Annotated in this window: 12 protein-coding genes; 4 read left to right on the top strand and 8 right to left on the bottom strand. The window is 70.2% G+C overall.

The annotated features are described in order from the left end of the window. Positions 1-722: 722 nt before the first annotated feature. Positions 723-1,013: a hypothetical protein gene (locus G4D85_RS49045; protein WP_205525895.1), complete on the bottom strand. Its 291-nt coding sequence runs from the start codon at positions 1,011-1,013 to the stop codon at positions 723-725. A gap of 1,879 nt (positions 1,014-2,892) precedes the next feature. Here G4D85_RS49045 and G4D85_RS38860 point away from each other — a divergent pair. Further along, positions 2,893-5,322, top strand: coding sequence for a PAS domain-containing sensor histidine kinase (locus G4D85_RS38860; protein WP_164019226.1), 2,430 nt, complete (start codon positions 2,893-2,895; stop codon positions 5,320-5,322). Between the two features lie 209 nt (positions 5,323-5,531). On the opposite strand, the gene G4D85_RS38865 is transcribed toward G4D85_RS38860, so the two are convergent. The 3 genes from G4D85_RS38865 to mnmG form a co-directional block, all read right to left on the bottom strand. Then, on the bottom strand, positions 5,532-6,191 hold the full coding sequence (locus tag G4D85_RS38865) for a hypothetical protein (RefSeq protein ID WP_240359760.1): 660 nt from the start codon (positions 6,189-6,191) through the stop codon (positions 5,532-5,534). Positions 6,192-6,556: 365 nt separating this feature from the next. Beyond that, entirely contained in the window at positions 6,557-7,210 is a 654-nt protein-coding gene (gene rsmG / locus G4D85_RS38870; protein ID WP_164019228.1) for a 16S rRNA (guanine(527)-N(7))-methyltransferase RsmG, read from the bottom strand. A gap of 98 nt (positions 7,211-7,308) precedes the next feature. Beyond that, positions 7,309-9,144, bottom strand: a complete 1,836-nt coding sequence (gene mnmG, locus G4D85_RS38875) for a tRNA uridine-5-carboxymethylaminomethyl(34) synthesis enzyme MnmG (protein ID WP_164019230.1) — start codon at positions 9,142-9,144, stop codon at positions 7,309-7,311. A gap of 775 nt (positions 9,145-9,919) precedes the next feature. On the opposite strand from mnmG, the gene G4D85_RS38880 reads away from it, so the two are divergent. Both G4D85_RS38880 and G4D85_RS38885 read left to right on the top strand, forming a co-directional pair. Next, positions 9,920-11,185, top strand: coding sequence for a multidrug effflux MFS transporter (locus G4D85_RS38880; protein ID WP_164019231.1), 1,266 nt, complete (start codon positions 9,920-9,922; stop codon positions 11,183-11,185). 530 nt (positions 11,186-11,715) lie between these two features. Further along, positions 11,716-12,528 (top strand): alpha/beta fold hydrolase, encoded by an 813-nt coding sequence (locus G4D85_RS38885; RefSeq protein ID WP_240359762.1) that lies wholly within the window; start codon positions 11,716-11,718, stop codon positions 12,526-12,528. 93 nt (positions 12,529-12,621) lie between these two features. Here G4D85_RS38885 and G4D85_RS38890 read toward each other — a convergent pair whose 3' ends face one another. Next, on the bottom strand, positions 12,622-14,184 hold the full coding sequence (locus G4D85_RS38890; protein ID WP_164019233.1) for an alkaline phosphatase D family protein: 1,563 nt from the start codon (positions 14,182-14,184) through the stop codon (positions 12,622-12,624). 254 nt (positions 14,185-14,438) lie between these two features. On the opposite strand from G4D85_RS38890, the gene G4D85_RS38895 reads away from it, so the two are divergent. Beyond that, positions 14,439-15,359, top strand: a complete 921-nt coding sequence (locus tag G4D85_RS38895) for a polysaccharide lyase (protein WP_164019234.1) — start codon at positions 14,439-14,441, stop codon at positions 15,357-15,359. 126 nt (positions 15,360-15,485) lie between these two features. On the opposite strand, the gene G4D85_RS38900 is transcribed toward G4D85_RS38895, so the two are convergent. The 3 genes from G4D85_RS38900 to G4D85_RS38910 all read right to left on the bottom strand — a co-directional run bounded on the left by G4D85_RS38900 (position 15,486) and on the right by G4D85_RS38910 (position 20,646). Further along, the gene (locus G4D85_RS38900) at positions 15,486-16,160 is read right to left on the bottom strand and encodes a glutathione S-transferase family protein (RefSeq protein ID WP_164019235.1); all 675 of its coding nucleotides are present in this window, start codon (positions 16,158-16,160) and stop codon (positions 15,486-15,488) included. A gap of 67 nt (positions 16,161-16,227) precedes the next feature. Then, positions 16,228-17,616, bottom strand: a complete 1,389-nt coding sequence (locus G4D85_RS38905; RefSeq protein ID WP_164019237.1) for a CotH kinase family protein — start codon at positions 17,614-17,616, stop codon at positions 16,228-16,230. 192 nt (positions 17,617-17,808) lie between these two features. Next, a complete protein-coding gene (locus G4D85_RS38910) occupies positions 17,809-20,646 on the bottom strand; it encodes a M16 family metallopeptidase (RefSeq protein ID WP_205525896.1) in 2,838 nt (945 codons plus the stop codon). Between the last annotated feature and the right edge of the window lie 384 nt (positions 20,647-21,030).

Here is a 21,030-nt window from a genome sequence, read left to right on the forward strand (position 1 = left end):
CGAATCTGACGACTCCGGCGGCTTCCCGTGCCGCCGCGTGGTGCTTCACCACGTGACGAACCTGACGACCCCGGCCGGCGGCTTCCGGTGCCTCCACGTGCTGCATCTCCGCATAGCGAATCTGGCGACTCCATCAGGCCGAACCCGCTGACCTGCGCGTGAAGCCTCGTCGCGTGGCGGCTCCCCTCGCCTGACGCCGCGCCCGCATGCGAGGCCTCACGCATGGCTGCTCCGATGAGCGGCACCGCGGGTTCTGGCCGCCGTGGCGGCGAGGTGAGTGCCCGGCCGCGTTCCACGTGGAACGTGACTCCGCAGGCTTCGGCACAACGTGGCCCACCGGCGTCGCGTTCATCGAAGCCTCGCGTTGGCGCGCATGGATGAGCGCCGTGCGCGCACCGTGTTCCACGTGGAACGTGACGCCACCGCGCCTCACCACACAGGAGCGACCGCGAGCACATGAAGAAGCGGACCGGAGGTTCTTCGCACCACGCGAAGCACCTGGTTCCAGGTCAGCACCGCGATGACAGGCGAACACACGCATCGGCGGCTCGCGTGATGAGCGCGGCCTGTCTCACGGTTCCACGTGGAACACGGCACGGCGCCCCGTGTGCGGAGAGCCACCTCGGTTCCCACCGCGACCATGTCGAGCAGGGCCAGAGCAGCACGGCGTCGCGTTCCACGTGGAACACACAGTGGTGAAGCGGGCTCGGCCACCGCGCGCTTCACCCCAGCACTTCCGCACGCGCGACGAGAAGCCTCACGCGAACAACCTCCACCTCCCCGACGGTCGCCATGAAGCGGTCGATGTCCGCGTGGGTCTCGCGGTTCGCGTTCGCAGTGCGGCGGCCTTCACCTCGGCGCCACCATCCGCATGCAGTTGGCGACGTCCGCCAGACGATGTGTTGTTCGCGCGAGCCCTGCCGCGGCTCCACCTCCCCGCAACCAGCCACCTGCCGCTCTGCGATGGCCTCGCCCGCTCCATGCTGTTCACGTGCACCGTGCAGCGCGCTCACATCGGTCGCCGCGTTCCACGTGGAACAGGGGCTCAGTCCACTGAGGCATGGAGCAGAGCATTGGCCGCCACGTTCCACGTGGAACAGGGGCTCAGTCCACTGAGGCATGGAGCAGAGCATTTGCCGCCACGTTCCACGTGGAACAGGGGCGCAGTTCATCCAGGCATGAGCACGCACCTTCACCGTGGAGGACCAACCCTTGCTCGCGTTCGCGCGCGCCCCTCGTGTTCCACGTGGAACGCGCCACGCTGCACAGAGCCTCTCCCGGGCTCCGCTCACGATTCACGGCACGGCCTCGGCAGCTCGCAAGCCCCGCGCGCTGGAACCACACGAGGCCACGCGCGCAGGAACCACGCGAAGCCACGCGCCGCTGCATCCGCACACGCGCCGCATCTGGCTCTGGCAGGGTTCCGGCCAGCTTCCTGTTCCACGTGGAACGCGCGGCCATGCGTCGACGCGACACCTTGCCCCCGTGGTCGCGGCCCAATGCCCTGACCTCCAACGCCCCCACCCTGAAGTGACACGCGCTCGTTCCTGAGCCCGCGTTGCCGACTCCGAGCACACGCTCCACACGCCTTGCGACAGCTGGCGCGTGTTCCACGTGGAACGCGTGGAAGAGGCCCACCGTGTTCGCCGTCACGACTTCCGGTGGCGTGCACTTCACGCCTCCAACCAGCTCGCCGCAACGGCGCACCGTGCTCGCCGCGGTGTGCCTTCACGGCACGCCGCTGCGCCTCCATTCATCCCCGCGAAGGGACACCATGCCGCTGTGATGCGGATGCGCCTCCACGGCATGCCTCCGACTCCCGCTTCACCACGCCCTGTTCCACGTGGAACCTGCTGCACCGTGAATCGACGGCGTGCCCTCTTCCGCTTCCGCCACCACCACTGTCCCCATACGAGCACTGACGTGCGCGACTTCGCGGGGCGCGCAGCGCCGCCACTTCCGGCGGAGGGTGCGCTCATCCACAACTCACAGCCGGTCCGGACTCGAACGTCCGCGTGACGGTCCGCTGCGCATGCAGTTCCCATCCACGCTCATCCACAACCCACAGCCGGGTCGGACTCCAGCGTCCACGCGGCGGTCCGCTGCGCACGCAGCTCCCATCCACCCGCATCCACGCGCGGCGACTGAAGGGCTCACCAACCACGGCTCCTGCGTTCACGCTGTTCCCTGAGCGAGCACCACGCGTCCCTCCCGGCATCCGGGGCACCCATCCACCAGCACCACACCGCACCGCGCTCACCGCGAAGCGCAGGCGGCCGCGCGTGCCACGGCAGCTCGGCACGCCCCATCACGCCGCTGACGGGCCTTCGCGTGGAATCACTCCCGTCGCGTTCCACGTGGAACAGGCCGCGGCGCTCCCCCAAGCGCTCACCCGCCCTGAGCACCGAACTCGCCGACGGCCGCTGCGGCTCCACGCCATCCGGAGCCCAGCTCCGGCAGTTCCACGCCGTCCCGGAACCAACGCACAGCCTCAGCCAGAACCTCCCCCTCCGGGTTCCACGTGGAACAGCCCGCCATTGCCCGACACCACCGGACCGTCCGCGCGGCGACCGCACGCATCCGCGCGCCAACCCGAGCGCCTCGCGTTCCACGTGGAACCCCACACCCGCCGCCGCCATGCGCGCCCACCGCCGCATCCTGAGCCCGTCCCACGTGGAGCCGTGGACCTCACGCGCTTCGCCAATCACCCGGCAGCTCGCGCCCACGGATATGGGTTGGACCCCATGAAGCACGGGTCCCCTCCCCTGCTCCGCCTCCGCGCGCCACTCCCGCACCGTCGGCTCTCCGACGCGGGCACCCGGACTCCTCGTTGACGAAGGACCGGGGGTCGAGTCACCTCGGCGGCCAATGCCAGAGAGTTCCTCTCCGCCCGTGCCGCCAAAGGACGACGAGCTGCACTTCCAGACCTTCGCGGCGTCGATGCCGCAGCTTGTCTGGACGGCGGCAGCCACCGGCGCGACGAACTACTTCAACCCCGCCTGGCACGCCTTCACGGGACTGCCCACGAGCCTGCTCGGCACGGAGGCCTGGAATGCCGCGCTCCACCCAGACGAAGCGGCCTCGGCGCGAGCCGCCTCCAGGGAAGCCAAGGCCACCGGCGCGCCCTACTCGCTCGAAGTCCGGCTGCGCCGTGCGGACGGTGCCTGGCGCTGGCACCACCTCCAGTCCGTGCCGGTGAAGAACGCGGACGGCTCGGTCCGCTTCTGGCTGGGCACCGCCACCGACATCCATGAGCAGAAGCTCGCGCGCAGCCGGCTCGAGGAGAGCGAGCAGCGGCTGGCCATGGCGCTCGAGTCCTCGAACCTGGGCACCTGGAACTGGGACATCGTCACCGACACGCTGCGCTTCGACCCGCGCTGCGAGCAGGCCTTCGGCATGGCGCCGGGCTCGTTCCGAGGCACCTTCTACACGGACTTCATCCAGTTCGTTCATCCCGACGACCGCGCGCGCGTCATCGAGAGTGTCGACACCAGCGTCCGGGAGCACACGGCCTACCGCATCGAATACCGCACCATCTGGTCCGACGGCGGCATCCACTGGATTCAGGCCATCGGCCGCGCGTACTACGACGTGGTGACGGGCCAGCCCACGCGCATGGCGGGCACCGTCGCCAACATCGACGAGCGCAAGACGCAGGAGGAGCGCTTCGAGCACGTCGTCCAGGCCGCCGGACTCGGCCTCTGGTACTGCGACCTGCCGCTGGCGGTCGTCGCCTGCAACCCCATCTACCGCGAGCAGCACGGCCTTCCCTCCGAAGGCGTGGTGACGGCGGACATGGTGCGGGCACGAATCCATCCGGCGGACCTGGCCCGGATGGAGGAAGCGGCCCGCCTCGCGCTCGAGGAGCGGGCACCGTATGACCACCGCTTTCGCGTGGTGGTGCCTGGCACCGGCGAGGACGCCTCACGGGTCCGGTGGATTCGCACCACGGGCCGCGTCTCTTCCGACGCCCGGGGCCGGCCGAAGCGCTTCGACGGCATCACCCTCGACATCACCGCCGAGCAGCAACTGGAGGAGTCCCTGCGCCAGACGCTGCTGGACAAGCACGAGTCCCTCCAGACGCTGGAGTTGGTGAACGAGACGGGCCAGACGCTGGCCGCGGAGCTCCACCTGGAGAAGCTGGTGCAGGGCGTGACGGACGTCGCGACTCGGCTGTCCAAGGCCGCGTTCGGCGCGTTCTTCTACAACGTGCTCAACGAGCAGGGTCAGTCGTACATGCTGTACACGCTGTCCGGCGCTCCGCTGGAAGCGTTCTCGAAGTTCCCGATGCCTCGCGCCACTCGCGTCTTCGAGCCCACCTTCAAGGGCGACGGCATCCTCCGCAGCGACGACATCACGAAGGACCCGCGCTACGGACACAGCGCGCCGTACCACGGCATGCCCCCGGGACACCTGCCGGTGCGCAGCTACCTGGCCGTGCCGGTGAGGTCCCGTTCGGGCGAGGTGCTTGGCGGGCTGTTCTTCGGCCATCCCGCAACGGGCGTCTTCACACTTCGAGAGGAGAAGCTGGTCGCCGGACTCGCGGCCCAGGTCGCCGTGGCCATGGACAACGCCCACCTGTTCCAGCGCGCCCAGGAAGCCATCGCCTCGCGAGACACCTTCCTGTCCATCGCCTCGCACGAGCTGCGCACGCCCATCACCTCCATGAAGATGCAGGCGCAGCACATGCGCAAGCGCATCGCCGCCCAGGACCCGACGGCGTTTGAGCCCGAGCGCGTCACCCGGCTCGTGGACCAGACGGAGCGCTCCATCGGCAGGCTCAGCCGACTCGTCGAGGACATGCTGGACATCTCGCGCATCGTCACCGGCCGGCTGAACATCCAGCTCGAACAGGTGGACCTCGCCGAGCTCACGCGCGACGTGGTGGAGCGCTTCCGGCAGCAGCTCACCGAGGCCGGCCATGCGCTCGAGCTGCACCTGGCGCCCGGCATCGTGGGCCGGTGGGACCGCGACCGGCTGGAGCAGGTGCTGACGAACCTGCTCACCAACGCGCTCAAGTACGCGCCCGGCGCGCCGCTGAAGGTGACGACGCAAGAGGTGGGAACGACGGCCCTGCTGGAAGTGGAGGACCGGGGGCCGGGCATCGCGCCCGAGTCCCAGCACCGCATCTTCGAGCGCTTCGAGCGGCTCGTCGGCGCGAGCGCGGTCAGTGGCCTCGGCCTGGGGCTCCACATCGCGAGGCACATCGTCGAGGCGCACGGTGGCACCATCCGCGTGCGCAGCTCGGTGGGCGAAGGCGCCTGCTTCGTCGTCGAGCTTCCCATCGCCGGACCGCCGGACGGCGCGGAGCCGGCGAAGTAGGCACGGCCGGTGCGCGCGCGGCGAGGTTCCGCGTGGAACGCCGGTTCCGCGACACCGTACCGGTGTCACGGGCACAGCGCCGCAACGCATGTCGCCGTGAGCGGGGTTCCGCGTGGAACGCCGGTTCCGCACCGGTGTCACGGGCAATGAGTCCCCTGCTCGGACGCACTGCCCGGACCATCCCCGTGTGCACGAACATGACGCCCTGTTCAGGAGCGCGGGGCCACGGGCTCCACGAAGTACGCCTGCTTGTGCCGGGGCTCGGAGTCGTATGCCGCGGCGAGCTTGCGTGCGATGTCCTCACTCGGGTGCACGGCGACCTCGGCCCGGTTGCCGTGCTCGTCCTGGCGGATGACGGCCCAGCCCTCTCGCGGCGCCTTCGGCGGCGACTTCGGCGGAGTCCCGCGAGCCTCGACGGCGTACCACTGCTTGTGGGCCCGCGCTTCGAGCATCCGCGCGAGGCACTCGGCATGGCCACGGAGCGGCATCACGCAGACATCGTGGCGATTGCCCGTGTCGTCCTGGCGGTACACCGCCCAGCCGTCCGTCGCGCGAGGCTTCCCGCCATCCGCGCGCCACTGCACCTCCGCCCGCCACCACCCGAGGTGCGCGAGCGCGTGGTCCACGCCATGCGGTTCGGTGAAGACCTGGAAGCTGTCGTCGCGCTCCCGATAGAGGGCTATCACCGTCAGTCCGCAGTCCGCGCGCCAGGCCCACCACTCCGTCGGCCCGCGCCCATCGCCCTGCGCATCGGAGCCGTGCGGCGGGCCCAGGCGTCGCTCGAAGTCAGCGCGAGGCTCACGCGCCAGCACATCGGGGTGGGGCTCGTACATCCACACGAGCGGACCTTCGACAGGAAGCGGCTTCATCCGCGGCACCTCCGCCACGAACACTAACGCGGGGCCCGACGCGCGCCCGCCACGCGGAATCGGGCCACGCCTTCCGCTGAAGCGCGCCAACAGTTCCACGTACGGGCACACAGGCTCACGTTCGAGGTGCCCGGATGCCAGCGACCCGACATCCCTTCACGAGTGCAGAACCCTCACCGGACTCACGCACGGGCACCGGAGCCAGAATCCCATTCACCGCGCCGGAACCGGAGCCACCCGTGCCCGAACCGGAGCCACCGGAGCCAGAATCCCATTCGCCGCGCTGGAACCGGAGCCACCCGTGCCGGCGCGGGAACCTGAATCGCGGTTCACCTCGGGGAAACCGGCCCGGAAGCCGCCCTCCCCTACTCCTTCGCGAACACGGCGACCTGCCGCTCCGCGCCGGAGAACGGCAGTCGGTAGGCTCGCGCGGACACGACGCGCAGCTGCCGCTCCGCCGCGCGCGCCGCCAGCTCCGCGTCCGGCTGCGCCTTGCCGAGCATCGCCACCACGCGCCCGCCCGGCGCCACATACGCCGGCGCCAGCGCGAGCCAGTCCGGCAGGTCCATGAAGGCGCGCGCAATCAGCACCTCCGCGTGCGGAATCCCCTCGGCCTCGGGCTTGCCCTCCGCGCGCGCATGCAGCCCGCGCACGCCCTGCATTCCCAGGCTCGCCGCCGCCGCCTTGATGAAGGCCACCTTCTTCCCCACCGTGTCCACCAGCGTCACCCCCAGCGAGGGCAGCGCCAGCTTCAGCGGCAGTCCCGGGAAGCCCGCGCCCGCGCCCAGGTCGAGCAGCGTCGCCGCCCCCGTCACCTCCGGCAGCACCGCCAGCGAGTCCAGGAAGTGCTTCTCCAGCACCTCCTCCGGCGCGGTAATCGCCGTGAGGTTCACCTTCGCGTTCCACTTCAGCAGCTCGGCCATCAGCCGCTGCAGCCGGGGGCCCACGTCCTCCGGTACCGACACGCCCAGCGCCCGGCTCCCGGATGCCAGCAGATCTACGAACCTCGCGTTATCCACAGCGACTCCCTCTCCAACAGGCCCACAAACCCCTGGAATCACTCAGGTGCCTGTTGTCCCCAAAGTTTCCCACACGTTATCCACAGCCCTGGTTCTGATCACTCCACGGGCTGCGCCGGCTCCGTGCCTCGCTTCAGCGCCACCAGCAGCAGCGACACGGCGGCCGGCGTCACCCCCGGAATCCTCCGCGCCTGCCCCACCGTGCCGGGCCGGTGCGCCGTCAGCTTCTCCACCGCCTCCGAGCCCAACCCGCGCACCTCATTGAAGGCGAAGCCCTCCGGAATCCTCCACCGGTCCGTGGACTCCGCCTCGCGCGCCGCCGCCCTCGCCGCCTGGGCGATGTAGCCCTCGTACTTCACCTCCACCTCCACCTCGTCGGCCACGTCCTCCGGCAGCGCCGGCCAGTCCGCCCTCCCCTCCCCCAACTGCGCGTACGTCACCTCCGGACGCTTCAGCCGCGCCGCCAGGCCCGAGCGCTTCAGCCGCGCCACCTCACCCGTCACCGCGCGCGCCCGCGCCTCGGCCCGCTCCAGCGCCTCGCGGGGGAGCAGCCCCACCCGGTGCCCGTGCCGCGCCAGCCGCAGGTCCGCGTTGCCCTCGCGCAGCTTCAGCCGGTGCTCGGAGCGGCTGGTGAACATGCGGAACGGCTCGTCCACGCCCTTCGTCACCAGGTCGTCCACCAGCACCGCGCCGTGCGCCTCGTCCCGGCCGAGCAGCAGCGGAGGCTCGCCCTTCACCGCGAGGCCCGCGTTGATGCCGGCCCACAGCCCCTGGAAGGCGGCCTCCTCGTAGCCCGAGGTGCCGTTGAGCTGCCCGGCGAAGTACAGGCCCGCCACGGCCTTCGTCTCCAGCGTGGACTTGAGCTGCGTGGGCGGCGCGTAGTCGTACTCCACCGCGTAGCCGTAGCGGACCACCTCGACATGTTCGAGGCCCGGAATGGTGCGCAGGAAGGTGAGCTGCACGTCCGCGGGCAGGCTGGTGGACAGGCCCGCCGGGTAGACCAGCGGCGACGTGGGGCCCTCGGGCTCCAGGAAGACCTGGTGCCGCTCGCGCGCGGCGAAGCGCACCACCTTGTCCTCCAGCGACGGGCAGTAGCGCGGGCCCCGGCCGACAATCTCCCCCTGGTACAGCGGCGAGCGGTGGAGATTCTCCCGCAGCACCTGATGTGTCTCCACCGTCGTGGCGGTGATTCCGCAGACGACGTCGGCCTGCCTGGGAAAGGGCGCGCCCGACGCGAACTCCACCTTCGTCCGCCAGGAGAACGGGCGCGGAGGGAAGTCCCCGGGCTGCGGCTCCACCGCGTCCCAGTCGATGCTCGCGCGCGCCAGCCGCGCCGGAGTCCCCGTCTTGAAGCGGCCCAGCGTGAAGCCCAGCGCGCGCAGCGAGTCGGACAGGCCGCGCGCGGCGTCGTCACCCAGACGCCCACCGACTTCCTTCTTCTCGCCCACGTGCATCAGCGCCTGGAGGAAGGTGCCGGTGGTGAGCAGCACCGCGGAGGCCGCCACCTGCGTGCCGTCCCCCAGCACCACGCCCGCCACCCGGCCGCCCTCGGCGACGACGGTGGACACCTCGCCCTCGCGCACGGTGAGGTTCGGCTGCGAGAAGAGGACGGCCTGCATCCCCGCCGAGTACGCCTCGCGGTCGCACAGCACGCGCGTCGCCTGCACGGCCGGGCCCTTGGAGGCGTTCAGCGTCTTGAAGTGCGTGCCGGCCGAGTCCGCCGCGCGGCCCATCTCCCCGCCCAGCGCGTCCAACTCGCGCACCAGGTGGCCCTTGGCGGTGCCGCCCACGGCGGGGTTGCAGCTCATCACCGCCGCGCGCTCGCGCTTCAGCGTGAGGCCCAGCGTGGCCAGCCCCATCCGAGCGCAGGCGAGCGCCGCCTCGCAGCCCGCATGGCCCAGGCCCACCACGATGACGTCGTACCGGAGTCCCATCGCTCACGAGGGTCGCTGCTGGACGCCGGAGCCTGACAGGGCCCCGCGCTTCCCTCCTGGCACCCGGGCACCCTGGCTCCGCGCGCCGCGACCTTTCGCGCTTCCGTATGTCTCCGGCGCGCGCCCTTGGCAAGCAAAGGCCCCACGCGGGGGAGCACCCGGCGGGGCGAGCGCCCCACCCTCCCCTCTCCCGTGGCGATTTTACGGGAGCGCGCGAGGCGGGCAGTGGGAGGGGATGAGGAGCTGCCTGCCTCGCGCGCACCGGCCATCCTCCGGAAGGTCGGGCCCTGACTTCGGACTCCGCCCCCCGGCCTGGGTGGCGTCTTGAACTGGGTCGCGGGACGGCTCGGGTACAGCGTCACCCTCCCCCGGTGGGCGACGCTCCCGCCGTCAAGCGGGCCCGAGGCGGGTCCGCCCGCGCTGGCGCCTTCCTCGGGTTCCCCCTGAACCGAGGACGTGCGCCGTCTGTCCGCCCGGGGCATGCCCGCCCCGTGCGGTGAAAAGGTGTCGCGCGACACGGAAGGTGGACCTATCCGTGCGGTGAGGGCGCAACGGTGGACGCGAGCTCGGGCCTCAAAAGGGGTCCGACACCTCCGTGTGCGCGACACGTGAAGGTATAGCGGAGGGGTCTGACATCCGGGCTGGCGCGGGGCTGGTGCCCGGTGGAGCGAGCGGACAGCCTCACTGTTCCATTCTCGCAATGGGTGTATGCGGGATTGTCACCTTCCCCTGGAGGGGCCCGGCCGCTATCAGCAAGGGAGCCTCGCTGGAGCCCATGACGTCCCCGACGAATGACACGCCCGCCGCCCCCCGAGGCACGCTCGGACTCGAGCTGTTGCTGGGGACGCTGACGGCGTTCGCCCCGCTGTCCATCGACATGTACCTGCCCGCGCTGCCGAGCATCGCGGAGGAGCTGAGGTCGAGCGAGTCGCTCATCCAGCTCACGCTCGCGTCGTGCTTCGCCGGGCTGGCGCTCGGGCAGCTCATCACCGGCCCGCTCATTGACCGGTTCGGCCGCACGCGCCCGCTGCGGCTGGGGCTGGCGCTCTATGTGCTGGGCTCGCTCGGCTGCGCGCTGGCGCCCAACGCGCTGGCATTGGTGGGGCTGCGCTTCGTGCAGGCGCTCGGCGGCGCGGTGGCGCTGGTGGTGCCCCGCGCGGTGGTCCGTGACTTGTGGTCCGGAGCCAATGCCGCGAGGACGATGTCGCGGCTGATGCTGGTGGTGGGCGTGGCGCCGGTGCTCGCGCCGCTGCTGGGAGGCTTCGTGCTCCAGCACTCGGGGTGGCGCGCCATCTTCCTGGTGCTGGCCTCGGTGGGAGCGCTGGCGCTGGTCGCGGTGGTGACGTCACTGAAGGAGACCGCGCCAGTCCACTCGGGGAGTCGGACGATGCGCTCGCGGCTGGGCGCGCTGCTCGGAGACGCGGACTTCGTCGGCCCGGCGCTCGCCGTCGGCTTCGCGTATGCGGGCATGTTCGCGTACATCGCGGGCTCGCCGTTCGTGTTCATCTCGCTGCATGGCGTGGCGCCGCAGGACTTCGGCTGGTTCTTTGGCGCCAACGCGGTGGGGCTGGTGTGCATGGCGCAGCTCAATCGCAAGCTGCTGGGGTTCATCCCGCTGCACCGGATGCTGCGGCTGGCGCTGACGCTGTATGCGCTGACGGCGGTGGTCGTGCTGGTTGTGACCTGGAGCGGGTTCCTGGGGATGTGGGGGATGGCCGCGGCGCTGTTCCTGTTCGTCCCGACGCTGGGGCTCGTGGGGCCGAACGCGGCGGCGATTGCGCTGGAGCGGCACGCGGCGCATGCGGGCCTCGCGTCCGCGGTGCTGGGCGCGCTCCAATTCACAGCGGCGGCGGGAGCGTCGTGGGCGGTGAGTGCGCTCAACGACGGCACCGCGAGGCCCATGGGCGGCGTGGTGGCGGGAGCGGCCGCGCTGGCGTGGCTCGCGGGGTTCATTGGCCACCGTGCGCGCACGCGGGCGGCGGGAGCAGGGGAGGGTGACGCGGCGGCTGCGTCCCAGGAGCCGGGGCGCGGGACGGTCTGAGCGGGGCCGCGCACGTATCAGGCAACGAGGCGAGGCTTGAGCACGCCGCCTCCACGCAACGAGGAAAGACTGAGCGCGCCTCACGCGACGAGACGAGACTGGGCACACCTCACGCGACGAGACGAGACTGAGCACACCTCGCGCGACGAGACGAGACTGAGCACACCTCACGCGACGAGACTCGGCACACCTCACGTAGTGAACCGAGGCCAGGCACGCCCAGGCACGCCGCACCCACTGAACCGAGGCCGAGCACCTCGTGCATCCCGAGCAGCAGCCGGACGCGACGGGCGGCGTGCTGTTCGGAAATGTCGGGACATTTCGCCGCGCAAAACCCCCGACATTTCCGAACAGTGACCTCCTGAAGTGCTCCAGGGAGGGCCTCACATGCGCGGCTCCCAACATGATGGCGGGGACTCCTTGCCGCGTGCGCTCCGAGGTTCGACGCTCCGATGGCGAGGCACGAGCAGTCACTGAATCGTGTGGAGCTTCTCGGGGGAAGCCCCGGCGCGGGACAGCCTGAACGAGGCATGAGCCCTGAAGTCGTGTCATCGTCCCCGGCCATGGCATCCACCACCCGCATCATCCAGGGCCCCGCGGGCCGACTCGTCGTCACCGACTCTGGTGAGGGCGGGCTCCCCGTCATCTTCGTCAACAGCAACGCCGGCAGACGCGAACAGTGGGCCGCGCAGCAGGCACACCTGAAACAGCGCTCCGTGTCCTTCGACCTGCGCGGCATGGGCGAGTCGGACCCCGACTCGCAGGACCGCTATGGCGCGAAGGACATGGCCGAGGATGTGAACGCGGTGGCGGACACACTGGGACTGAAGCGCTTCGTCCTCGTGGGTCACAGCTTCGGTGGCATCGTGGTGGGCGAGTACGCCATCCGCTGGCCCGAGCGGCTCGCCGGGCTCGTCTTCGTCGACTCTTCCGGCACCATGCCGCCGCTGCCGCCCGAGCAGGTCGCCTGGTTCCGCGACGGCATGCGTCCGGAGAAGTACCGCGACTTCATGGACACGTGGTTCGCGCCCATCCTCCAGAACGCGAAGCCGTACACACGCGAGGCGGTGATGAGCTGGCTGCACGCCACCCCGCGCGAGGTGGTTCTGAGCGCGCTACAGAGCATCCTCACGTACGACTCGGACCCCGTCTTCGAGCGCTACAAGGGCCCCGTCCACACCCTCGTCGCGGAGGCCTTCATCCAGCCCAATGCCTATCACCTGCTCTACCCGGGCACGCCCCACACCGTGTTCACGGGCGTGAGCCACTGGCTGATGATGGACAAGCCGGAGGAGTTCAACGCCGCGCTCGACGCGTTCCTCGCCACGCTGCCCCAGCCGTGAGCAGCAAGGCAGGGGAGCACGCCGCCGAGGAATGAAGCACGACGAAGGAACAGGGCAGGGGAGCACGCCGCTGCCCTGGCCCACGACTGAGCGTCACAGCTCCCCGGTATCGAACACGGTGACGGGGTGGTCCGGGTGGCGAGGGTCCTGCCCCACCAGCTTGAAGCGCACGGTGGAGTGGGCGCCCCGGTCATGCACCTCCACCACGCCCACGTTCAGCCCGCTGTAGGGGTTGCGGTCCGCGTCGCCCACGCCGTCCATCCGCACCAGCCTCGCGGCCGGGCCGTCTTCCAGCTTCAGCAGCAGCTCCGTGCGCAGCAGGTGGCCGGCGGCCCAAGCGGAGAAGCCGCGTCGCAGGTGCGTCACCGCGCTGGAGGTGAACTGGTACATCGTGCCGCCAGAGTCGCCCAGCCAGTCGATGGCGAACGCGCAGCCCAGGTGCACGTCCCCACTGAGCAGCACCACGCGCTGCCCGGGACAGCGGCGCTGGTGCGCGAGCAGCAAGCCCAGCAGCCTGTCCCGGTCCCGAAGGTTCCACGGGTGCGTCCAGCGGTCCCTCGCGTCGCCACGGTGGCTGCGCAGCAGGGAGATGCCCACTGACGCCCACGACGCCACGTACACCATGGGCACGCTCAGCATGAGGAACACCACGCGGCTGTCGCGGTGCGCGTCCAGCCACGAGGACAGGCGCGCGAGCTGCTCGGGCGAGTACACACGGGGGTGCTCACCACCACGGCGCTGGCTGCGCAGGTCCATGGCGAAGAAGCCGGTGTTCCCGTAGTCGAAGCTGAAGTCGAAGGTGTCGGGCGGCGCTCCAGCGCTCGGGCCGAGCACCCGTGCGGACTGGTAGTCGTGATACGCCGCCCGCGCGCCCTCGCTCAGCCGTTGCCACTCCGGGCCCGAGTGCTCGGGCTCGGCGCCCCAGTTGTTCACCACCTCGTGGTCGTCGAGCATCGGCCACGTGGCGAAGTCCGCATGCAGCGCGCGCCAGCCGTCCAGCTCGAGGAACTGGCGGTAGCGGAATTGATACAGCCGCCTCACCTCCTCGGCCGAGCAGTCCAGCAGACGCGCGCGTCCCGGCGGCGCCACCTGACGGAAATAGCCGGGAGAGAAGAGGGACAGAGACGGAGGCTCGTCCACGTAGAGCTGGTCGCCGCCCAGCAGGAGGAAGCGCGCGTCGTGGGACTCCAGCGCATGGCGCGCGGCCTCCAGCATCGCCACGGAGAGGGGCCGGACCTCTCCCGAGGGCAGGAAGGGTTGATGGCAGCTCAGCAGGCCGAAGGTGAACGCGGCGGGCGTGTCCTCGGGGCGCGCGGGCAGCGTCTCGAAGCGGCCCTCACCGACGAGGACTCCCTCGGGCTCGCGGGTGATGCGAAAGCCGTGGCGACGCAGCGGAAGAAGCGGCGGCTCACCCGGGAAGTCGTGGGGGTAGAGGAGGGTGCTCGTGCCATCCGCGTCGCTGGCGGGAGCGCAGCGCCACGACACGGAGCGCCGAGGACCTTCGCCCTCGAGCGGCCACACCTCCAGCCGATGCGGACCGGGCTCGTCCGAGCGCAGCCACAGTCGCACCGAGTCGGGCCCCACCGCGCCCACCGCCACGGCGCACGTGAAGCTCGGTTCACTGAAGCGCGAGTGGGGCAGGGGAGGGCGAGACATGCACCGTGAAGCCTATGCCTGAAGCGCAAAGCCTGGCGCCAGGTGCCGCTGTCGCGAGCAGCATCGCGAGTCCAAGCCAACCGCCCCACGCCGCATCTGAGCCCACCACCAGGCCCGAGCATCTCTCCCGTTTTCCGCACCTGTCCTTGATTCACGGACCCGTGTGCTAGAAACCGCCCGAGTGCCGCCCACTGGCGGCCGGCGCATCCGGGCGGGAGTGCCGTCCCGGAGCGACCCTATCCCACGAGGAACCCATGACGACCCGAAGCTCCGCGTGCCTGGCCACCACCCGACTCGCCGTCCTCCTCACCCTCGCGAGCGCCTGCGGAGGCCCGGCGCCCGAAGGTGACGAGGAGCTGGGAATACTCCCGCAGGCACTGACGCGAGGCCCGTGGACCTTCGAGGGCAAGCCGCTGGATGCGTACACGCAAGCCGAAGCGCAGGCGGACTTCGGCGCGTCGACGGGCTGGGTCGCCACCAATCAAATCACCGTCGGCTCCTCGGAAGGCAACGAGTACCTGCGCGTGAAGCTGGCGGCCAGCACGGAGAACGACGGCGGCAAGTTCTATCCGCTGCTCTGGACGTCCGGCGAGTACGCCACGGCCACGCTCCGCTGGAAGATGTACCTGGAGCCCGGCTGGGACTTCTACAACGGCGACCTGAAGATGGCGGGCGTGACCGGAGGGAAGGGCTACACGGGCGGCGCCGGAGACGAGGCCCAGGCGAACTGCGACGGCTGGAGCTCGCGGTTCGTGCTCGGCGGCAACCCCAACAACAAGCTGTATGCGTACTACTACGGCTGCGACATGACGGGCACGCCGTCCGGCGGAATCCTCTACGGCAACAAGCTCGGCACGGGCTGCGCGGTGACGGTGGGCGAGTGGTACACGCTCATCATCTCCGTCCAGGCGAACACCAGCGGACAGGCGAACGGGAAGCTGCGCATGTGGGCCCGGCGCGAGTCCGACGGCACCGTGTGCACCGTGGCGAGCAGCGACACGCGCCGCTTCGCCAACGACACGGCCACGTACACGTGGCACGAGAACTACCCGCGCAAGTGGAATGCGGAGTGGTTCCGCGGAGGCGCCGGCACGCCGCCCGCAGAGGACCACTACCTCCGCGTCGACGATGTGCTGTGGAACAACTACTTCTACTCCACGGCCCCGTCGCTCTGAGTCCGCGATACATCCCGCCCACGAACCGTGGGCCAGGTGAACGCGGCGGGAGAAAGTGAAACAGCCTGTTTCACAATTCCTCCCGCCCGCATCGCCCACCCTCGCCAGGTCCCTGCGCCTGCTCCGCTACCGCTGGAGTATCGACTGCGCGGACTTGATGCGCTCCTCGTCGGCCCCCTTGTCGCGGTCCTGCGGGAAGGGCACGTCGAGTCCGCGCTGTACGGCGGGCCGCTTCGCAATCACCTCCAGCCAGCGCTGCAGGTGCGGCAGCCCGTCCACCGACACGCCGGCCCAGTCGTGCACGCGCACCCACGGCCAGGTGGCGATGTCCGCGATGCTGTAGTCGCCCGCGAGGAACTCGCTCTCCTTCAGTCGCGTGTCGAGCACGGTGTACAGCCGCCGCGTCTCGTTCTGGTAGCGGTCGATGGCGGGCTGGAGCTTCTCCGGGAAGTAGCGGAAGAAGACGTTGGCCTGCCCCTGCATGGGCCCCACGCCGGACATCTGGAACATCAGCCACTGGATGACGCGCGAGCGGCCCTTCGGGTCCGCCGGCATCAGCTTGCCCGTCTTCTCCGCGAGGTAGAGGAGGATGGCGCCCGACTCGAACACGGGGAAGTCCCCCGCGTCGCGGTCGATGATGGCGGGGATGCGGCCGTTGGGGTTGATGCGCAGGAACTCCGGCTGCTTCTGCACGCCCTTGCCGATGTCCACCGCGTGCACGGTGTAGGGCAGGCCCAGCTCCTCCAGCGCTATCGAGACCTTGATGCCGTTGGGCGTACCCCAGGTGTAGAGGTCAATCATCCGTTCCGCTCCTTGCGTCAGTCGAGGCGCGTCCTGATAACGGGGGACGAGGCGCCGCGCCCGCGCTTCAGCGGAGCTGCTGCTCCAGCGCCTGCCAGCGCGCGTCCACCCACCCGCGCAGATAGGCCACTTCGCCCTCGAAGTCGTTCAGGTCCGTGCGCCCGCTCCAGCGAGGGAAGACGCGGTACTCCGCGCCCCAGCGCGCCTCGTCCTTGAGCGCCGCGGCTCGCAGCTCCGCCGCGTATGCGTCGACGAGCCCGAGCACCAGCTCCCGCTGCAGCGGTCCCTGGAGCAGCTCGCGGTAGCGCGTGAACAGGGGGCCGGAGATGGCCGGGTCCTCTATCAGACGGGCGAAGATGCGATTCTCGTTCGTGAACGTATCGAGGTCGTTCGCATCCAGGCGCAGCGTGTTCCAGTGCTGCCCGAAGCTGGCGTCCAAATCCCAGGGGATGTAGCGGAACCGCGCCCCCGGTCCGCGCGCGCGGAAGTGGTAGGCATTCTTCGCCACCGAGTCCTTCGTGTACGCGAGGTGGGCGAAAATCCACCAGTCCTCGTAGTCGCGCGAGTCGAACCACGCGTCTCGCTCGGCGAGGAACCGCTCCGCGGTGGCGTCGGCGACGAAGGCGGTGAGCGCGTCGATGGAGTGGAAGGCCTCGTCACCGTCCTCGGGCTCGCCCTCCTTCTTCTCGTAGCCCTGGTGCAGCTTCACCTTGGGCAGCCCCGTGGAGTCGAGCCGCGAGAAGTTCGCGTCACCGCCCACCGCCTTGAAGAGGTCCCCGCCCGGGTCCAACCCCCGGTCCGAGAGGAAGTCCTGGTTGATGTGGTCCGTCACGGTGAAGAGGCCGTGGTACTCGCCATTCACGTAGACCACCGCGCTGAACGCCTTCATCTGGAGGTGGTCCGGCGACATGCGGTTCCACAGCTCGAAGGCGAGCCGGGCCCGCATGTATGAGTTGTCATTGAAGGGGCTGATGAGCACCAGCTTGCGCCGGCCCATGAAACCGCCGGCCTGCGCGGGCTCGTCGAACGTGTAGCCGCTCTTGAAGTCGAGCGTGAGGCTGCGCTTGGGAAACCGGAGGGACGTGTCCCCGCGGTAGCGCGTCTCCGCGAGCAGGCAGCGTCCCTTGTAGACGAGCCGCGCCGGGCGGTAGCCATCATCGTCCGGCAGCGAGGAGGACATGAAGAGGTGGAGCACCGGCAGCCCGTCCTCCTCGGCATGGCTCCAGGGGTCGGCGGCCGTGGCGCTGTCACCGTCGCGAGTGTCCTCCTTCGCGTGTCCCGGCGAGAGGCCACGGCTCCACTCGGAGAACCCCTCCACGAACGAGGCACTGTCCGGGCCCTCACACTCCGGCGGAGTCACGCTCCAGCCGCTCGGGGGCGCGCAGGCGGGAAGCACCGCGCACACGGCGAGCAGCCACACTCCCAGGCTCGCGATGTGCCGTCCCTGTCCGCCCATCCACCCTCCTGTCTCCATGCAGGAAGGTAGCCACTGCGTCACGTGCGGGCAGCGCACGCCTGGCAGGTGCCCGCCCCACACCCGGGAACGAGCACGGGTGCGCGGGGCTCCGTCGCTCCGTGAACACAGAGCCCCGCGGCGCCTGGGGCACCGCGGGGCTCGAAGGCATCCCGGAAGTGAAGGACTACCGCATCACGGCGCGGCCGGAGCCTGCACCGGGGCCTTCGCCTTCTTCTCCGCGTTGACGAAGTCGCCGGCCTTCACCTGCGTCACCTTCGCCCAGTCCACGTGCCGCTCCATGGCCTTGCGCACGTCCTCGGGCTTGAGCCGGGACAGCTTCTCTTCAATCGTCGCGTCGAAGGCCAGCGTGCGTCCCAGGTACAGGTACCCGGCGAGCTGCCGCGCCAGGCCACCGTCCTGCGCCCGAGCCGCCTGCCGGTACTCCAACAGGCCCGCGCGCGCCTTCTCCAGTTCCTCGGCCGAGTAGCCCTTCTGCACCGCGCGAGACACCTCCTCGCGCATGGCCGCCTCCAGCCGCGTCGCGTTCTCCGGCGCGAAGATGGCGTAGGTGACGAAGTTGCCCACGGCGTCGATGTCGCCCGCGTCCAGGCCGCTGCCCACGCCGTAGGACAGGCCGTCCTTCTGGCGGATGCGCGTGGCCAGCCGCGAGTTGAGGAAGCCGCCGCCCAGCACGAAGTTGCCCAGCATCAGCGCCGGCCAGTCCGCGTCATCCTTGCGCAGCTTCAGCGACTGGCCCGCGAGGTAGTACGCGTTCGCCTTGTCCGGCGTCTCCATCGCCACCACCTGCGGGCCGCGCTCCACGAACACCTGCGCCACCCGCTTGAACGGCGCCGGACTCTTCCAGCCGGCGAGCAGGTCGCCCGCGAGCGGCATCAGCTCCTTCGGCTCGAAGTCCCCCACCACGGCCAGCTCACCGTTGGACGCGCCGTAGAAGGCCTTGTGGAAGGCGCGCACGTCCTCCAGCTTCGTGTCCTTCACGCCGGCGAGGCGCTCCTCCAGCGTGGGCACGTAGTACGGGTGCCCCTTCGGGTACTGCGCGGACAGGGTGCGCCAGAAGGCGATGCTGCCCTGCGTCTCCGGCTCGCTGCGCTGCGACTCCAGCGCCGCCAGCCGCTCCTGCTTGAGCAGCGCGAACTCCTTCGCGTCGAAGGCCGGCTCGCGGAGCACCTCGGTGACGAGCTTCAGCGCCTCGGGCAAGCTGGCGCGCGGGCACTCGATGGAGACTGTCGCCCCGGTGAGGCCGCCGTCCACGCCCACGCGCGCCTTGAGCTTGTCGAACGCGTCCTGGAGCTGCTGCCGGCTGCGCTTCGTGGTGCCGCGCATCAGCATGCGGCCCGCGTACTGCGCCGCGTCCGTCTTGCCGCTCACGGCGTCTTCCGTGCCCCAGCGCAGGTTGAGGACCAGGTTCACCATCTCCCCGCGCGTCTTCTTGGGGAGCAGGGCGTACTTCACGCCCCCGGGCAGCTCGCCGCGCTGCACGCGCGCCTCGACGTTGGCGGGGGAGGGGTCGAACTGCTCGCCCTGCGCCACCGCGTCGCGGCCCTTGTAGCCGTCCATCATCTTCGCCACGTCCACCGGCGGCGGCATCTCCGCGCGGTCCGGCTTCGGCGTGGGGAGGAACGCGCCCAGCGTGCGGTTGGAGGGCTTGAGGTACGTGGCCGCCACGCGCGTCACGTCCTCGGGCTTCACGGCCTCGATACGGTCGCGGTGCAGGAAGAACAGGCGCCAGTCGCCGGTGGCGGCCCACTCGGAGAGCTGGATGGCGGCGCGCTCGGAGTTGTTGAGCGTCAGTTCAATGGACTTGATGAGCTGCGTCTTGGCGCGGGTGACTTCCTCCTCGGTGAAGGGCGTCTTGGAGGACTCCTCCACCGTCTGCAGGAAGGCCTCGCGCGCGGGAGCCAGCGGCTGGTCCTCGCGCAGCTCCACGGAGAAGGTGAGGACTCCCGGGTCGCGGAGCTGCAGGTTGGAGGCTCCGGTGCGCGCCGCCTTCTTCGGCACCACCAGCGACTTGTAGAGCCGGCCGGAGGGGTTATTGCCCATGATGAGCGTGAGCACGTCGATGGCGGCGAAGTCCGGGTGGGCGCCCTCGGGCACGTGGTACAGGCTGGTGAGGATGGAGGTGTCGCCCACGCGGCGCAGCGTCACCTCGCGCTCGCCGTCCTGCGCGGGCTCGGCGGTGTACGTGGAGGGCACGGGCGTGGCGGGCTTCTTCAGTCGGCCGAAGGTGTCCTGAATCATGGAGAGGGCCTTGCCCTCCTCGAAGCGGCCGGCGACGACGAGCACGGCGTTATCGGGCCGGTAGTACTTCCGATAGAAGTCCTGGAGCCGGTCGATGGGCACGTTCTCCAGGTCCGAGCGCGCGCCGATGGTGGCCTTGCCGTAGCTGTGCCAGATGTACGCGGCGGACATGACGCGCTCGAAGAGGATGCCGCGCGGGTCGTTCTCACCGGACTCGAACTCGTTGCGGACGACGGTCATCTCGCTGTCGAGGTCCTTGCGAGCGATGAAGCTGTTGACCATGCGGTCGGCCTCGAAGGAGAGGGCCCAGCGCAGGTTGTCGTCCGAGGCGGGGAGCGTCTCGTAGTAGTTGGTGCGGTCCATCCAGGTGGTGCCGTTGGGACGGGCGCCGCGCTCGGTGAGGGCCTGGGGGATGTTCTTGATGGTGGGCGTGCCCTTGAACATCAGGTGTTCGAGCAGGTGGGCCATGCCCGTCTCGCCGTAGCCCTCGTGCTTGCTGCCCACGAAGTACGTCACGTTGACGGTGACGTTGGGCTTGGTGGGGTCCGGGAAGAGGAGCACGCGCAGGCCATTGGGCAGGCGGTACTCGGTGATGCCCTCCACGCTCGCAACCGGAGCGAGCGCGGGGCCCTTCGCCTTGCCCTTCGCCGGGGCGGCGCGGGCCGTGGGAGCGGGCGCGGCCCTGGGAGAGGGAGCGGGGGACTGGGCCCATACCGGGGTGGTGGCCACCAGCAGGGCGGCCAGCAGGGGGAGCGGGGTACGACGCTTCATGCGGTCCTCGCGGGTCGTCTGGAAGTGCACCGGCTTCTAACCCGGTATGGGCCCCCCGCCATCCCGAACGGCGCCAGTCCGGCCGGCCGGGCGTCTCGGGAGTGACATCCGTGGGGGCGGAGGCTGGGAAGAACCGGAGAAGCGGGTGGGGTGGATGGGGGGCGTTTGGTGACTCCACGGGTTCTCCGTGAGGTTGCCGCCCTGTGAGGTTGACTGCGGGCTCGGTCGACGTAGCATGAGTCCGGGCACCTGGAAGGTGCGCGACTGCCGGGCAGGTCCGTGTGGATCCGCGGGCGGCGACCGGATGGGCCGGCGTGTGCGGTTCGACGTTCGGGACAGCGGAAGCCCCGTATGACCTGACAGGTCTTTCACGAGTCAACAGCC

This window comes from Pyxidicoccus trucidator (assembly GCF_010894435.1).
GTDB classification, from domain to species: Bacteria; Myxococcota; Myxococcia; order Myxococcales; family Myxococcaceae; genus Myxococcus; species Myxococcus trucidator.

What these genes read in the sequence shown, in the direction of transcription:
- G4D85_RS38900 (WP_164019235.1), bottom strand. Translation starts at nt 16,160, where the DNA reads ATGATTGACCTCTACACCTGGGGTACGCCCAACGGCATCAAGGTCTCG.
- G4D85_RS38865 (WP_240359760.1), bottom strand. Translation starts at nt 6,191, where the DNA reads ATGAAGCCGCTTCCTGTCGAAGGTCCGCTCGTGTGGATGTACGAGCCC.
- G4D85_RS38885 (WP_240359762.1), top strand. Translation starts at nt 11,716, where the DNA reads ATGAGCCCTGAAGTCGTGTCATCGTCCCCGGCCATGGCATCCACCACC.
- mnmG (WP_164019230.1), bottom strand. Translation starts at nt 9,144, where the DNA reads ATGGGACTCCGGTACGACGTCATCGTGGTGGGCCTGGGCCATGCGGGC.
- G4D85_RS38910 (WP_205525896.1), bottom strand. Translation starts at nt 20,646, where the DNA reads ATGAAGCGTCGTACCCCGCTCCCCCTGCTGGCCGCCCTGCTGGTGGCC.
- G4D85_RS38895 (WP_164019234.1), top strand. Translation starts at nt 14,439, where the DNA reads ATGACGACCCGAAGCTCCGCGTGCCTGGCCACCACCCGACTCGCCGTC.
- G4D85_RS38905 (WP_164019237.1), bottom strand. Translation starts at nt 17,616, where the DNA reads ATGGGCGGACAGGGACGGCACATCGCGAGCCTGGGAGTGTGGCTGCTC.
- G4D85_RS38880 (WP_164019231.1), top strand. Translation starts at nt 9,920, where the DNA reads ATGACGTCCCCGACGAATGACACGCCCGCCGCCCCCCGAGGCACGCTC.
- G4D85_RS38890 (WP_164019233.1), bottom strand. Translation starts at nt 14,184, where the DNA reads ATGTCTCGCCCTCCCCTGCCCCACTCGCGCTTCAGTGAACCGAGCTTC.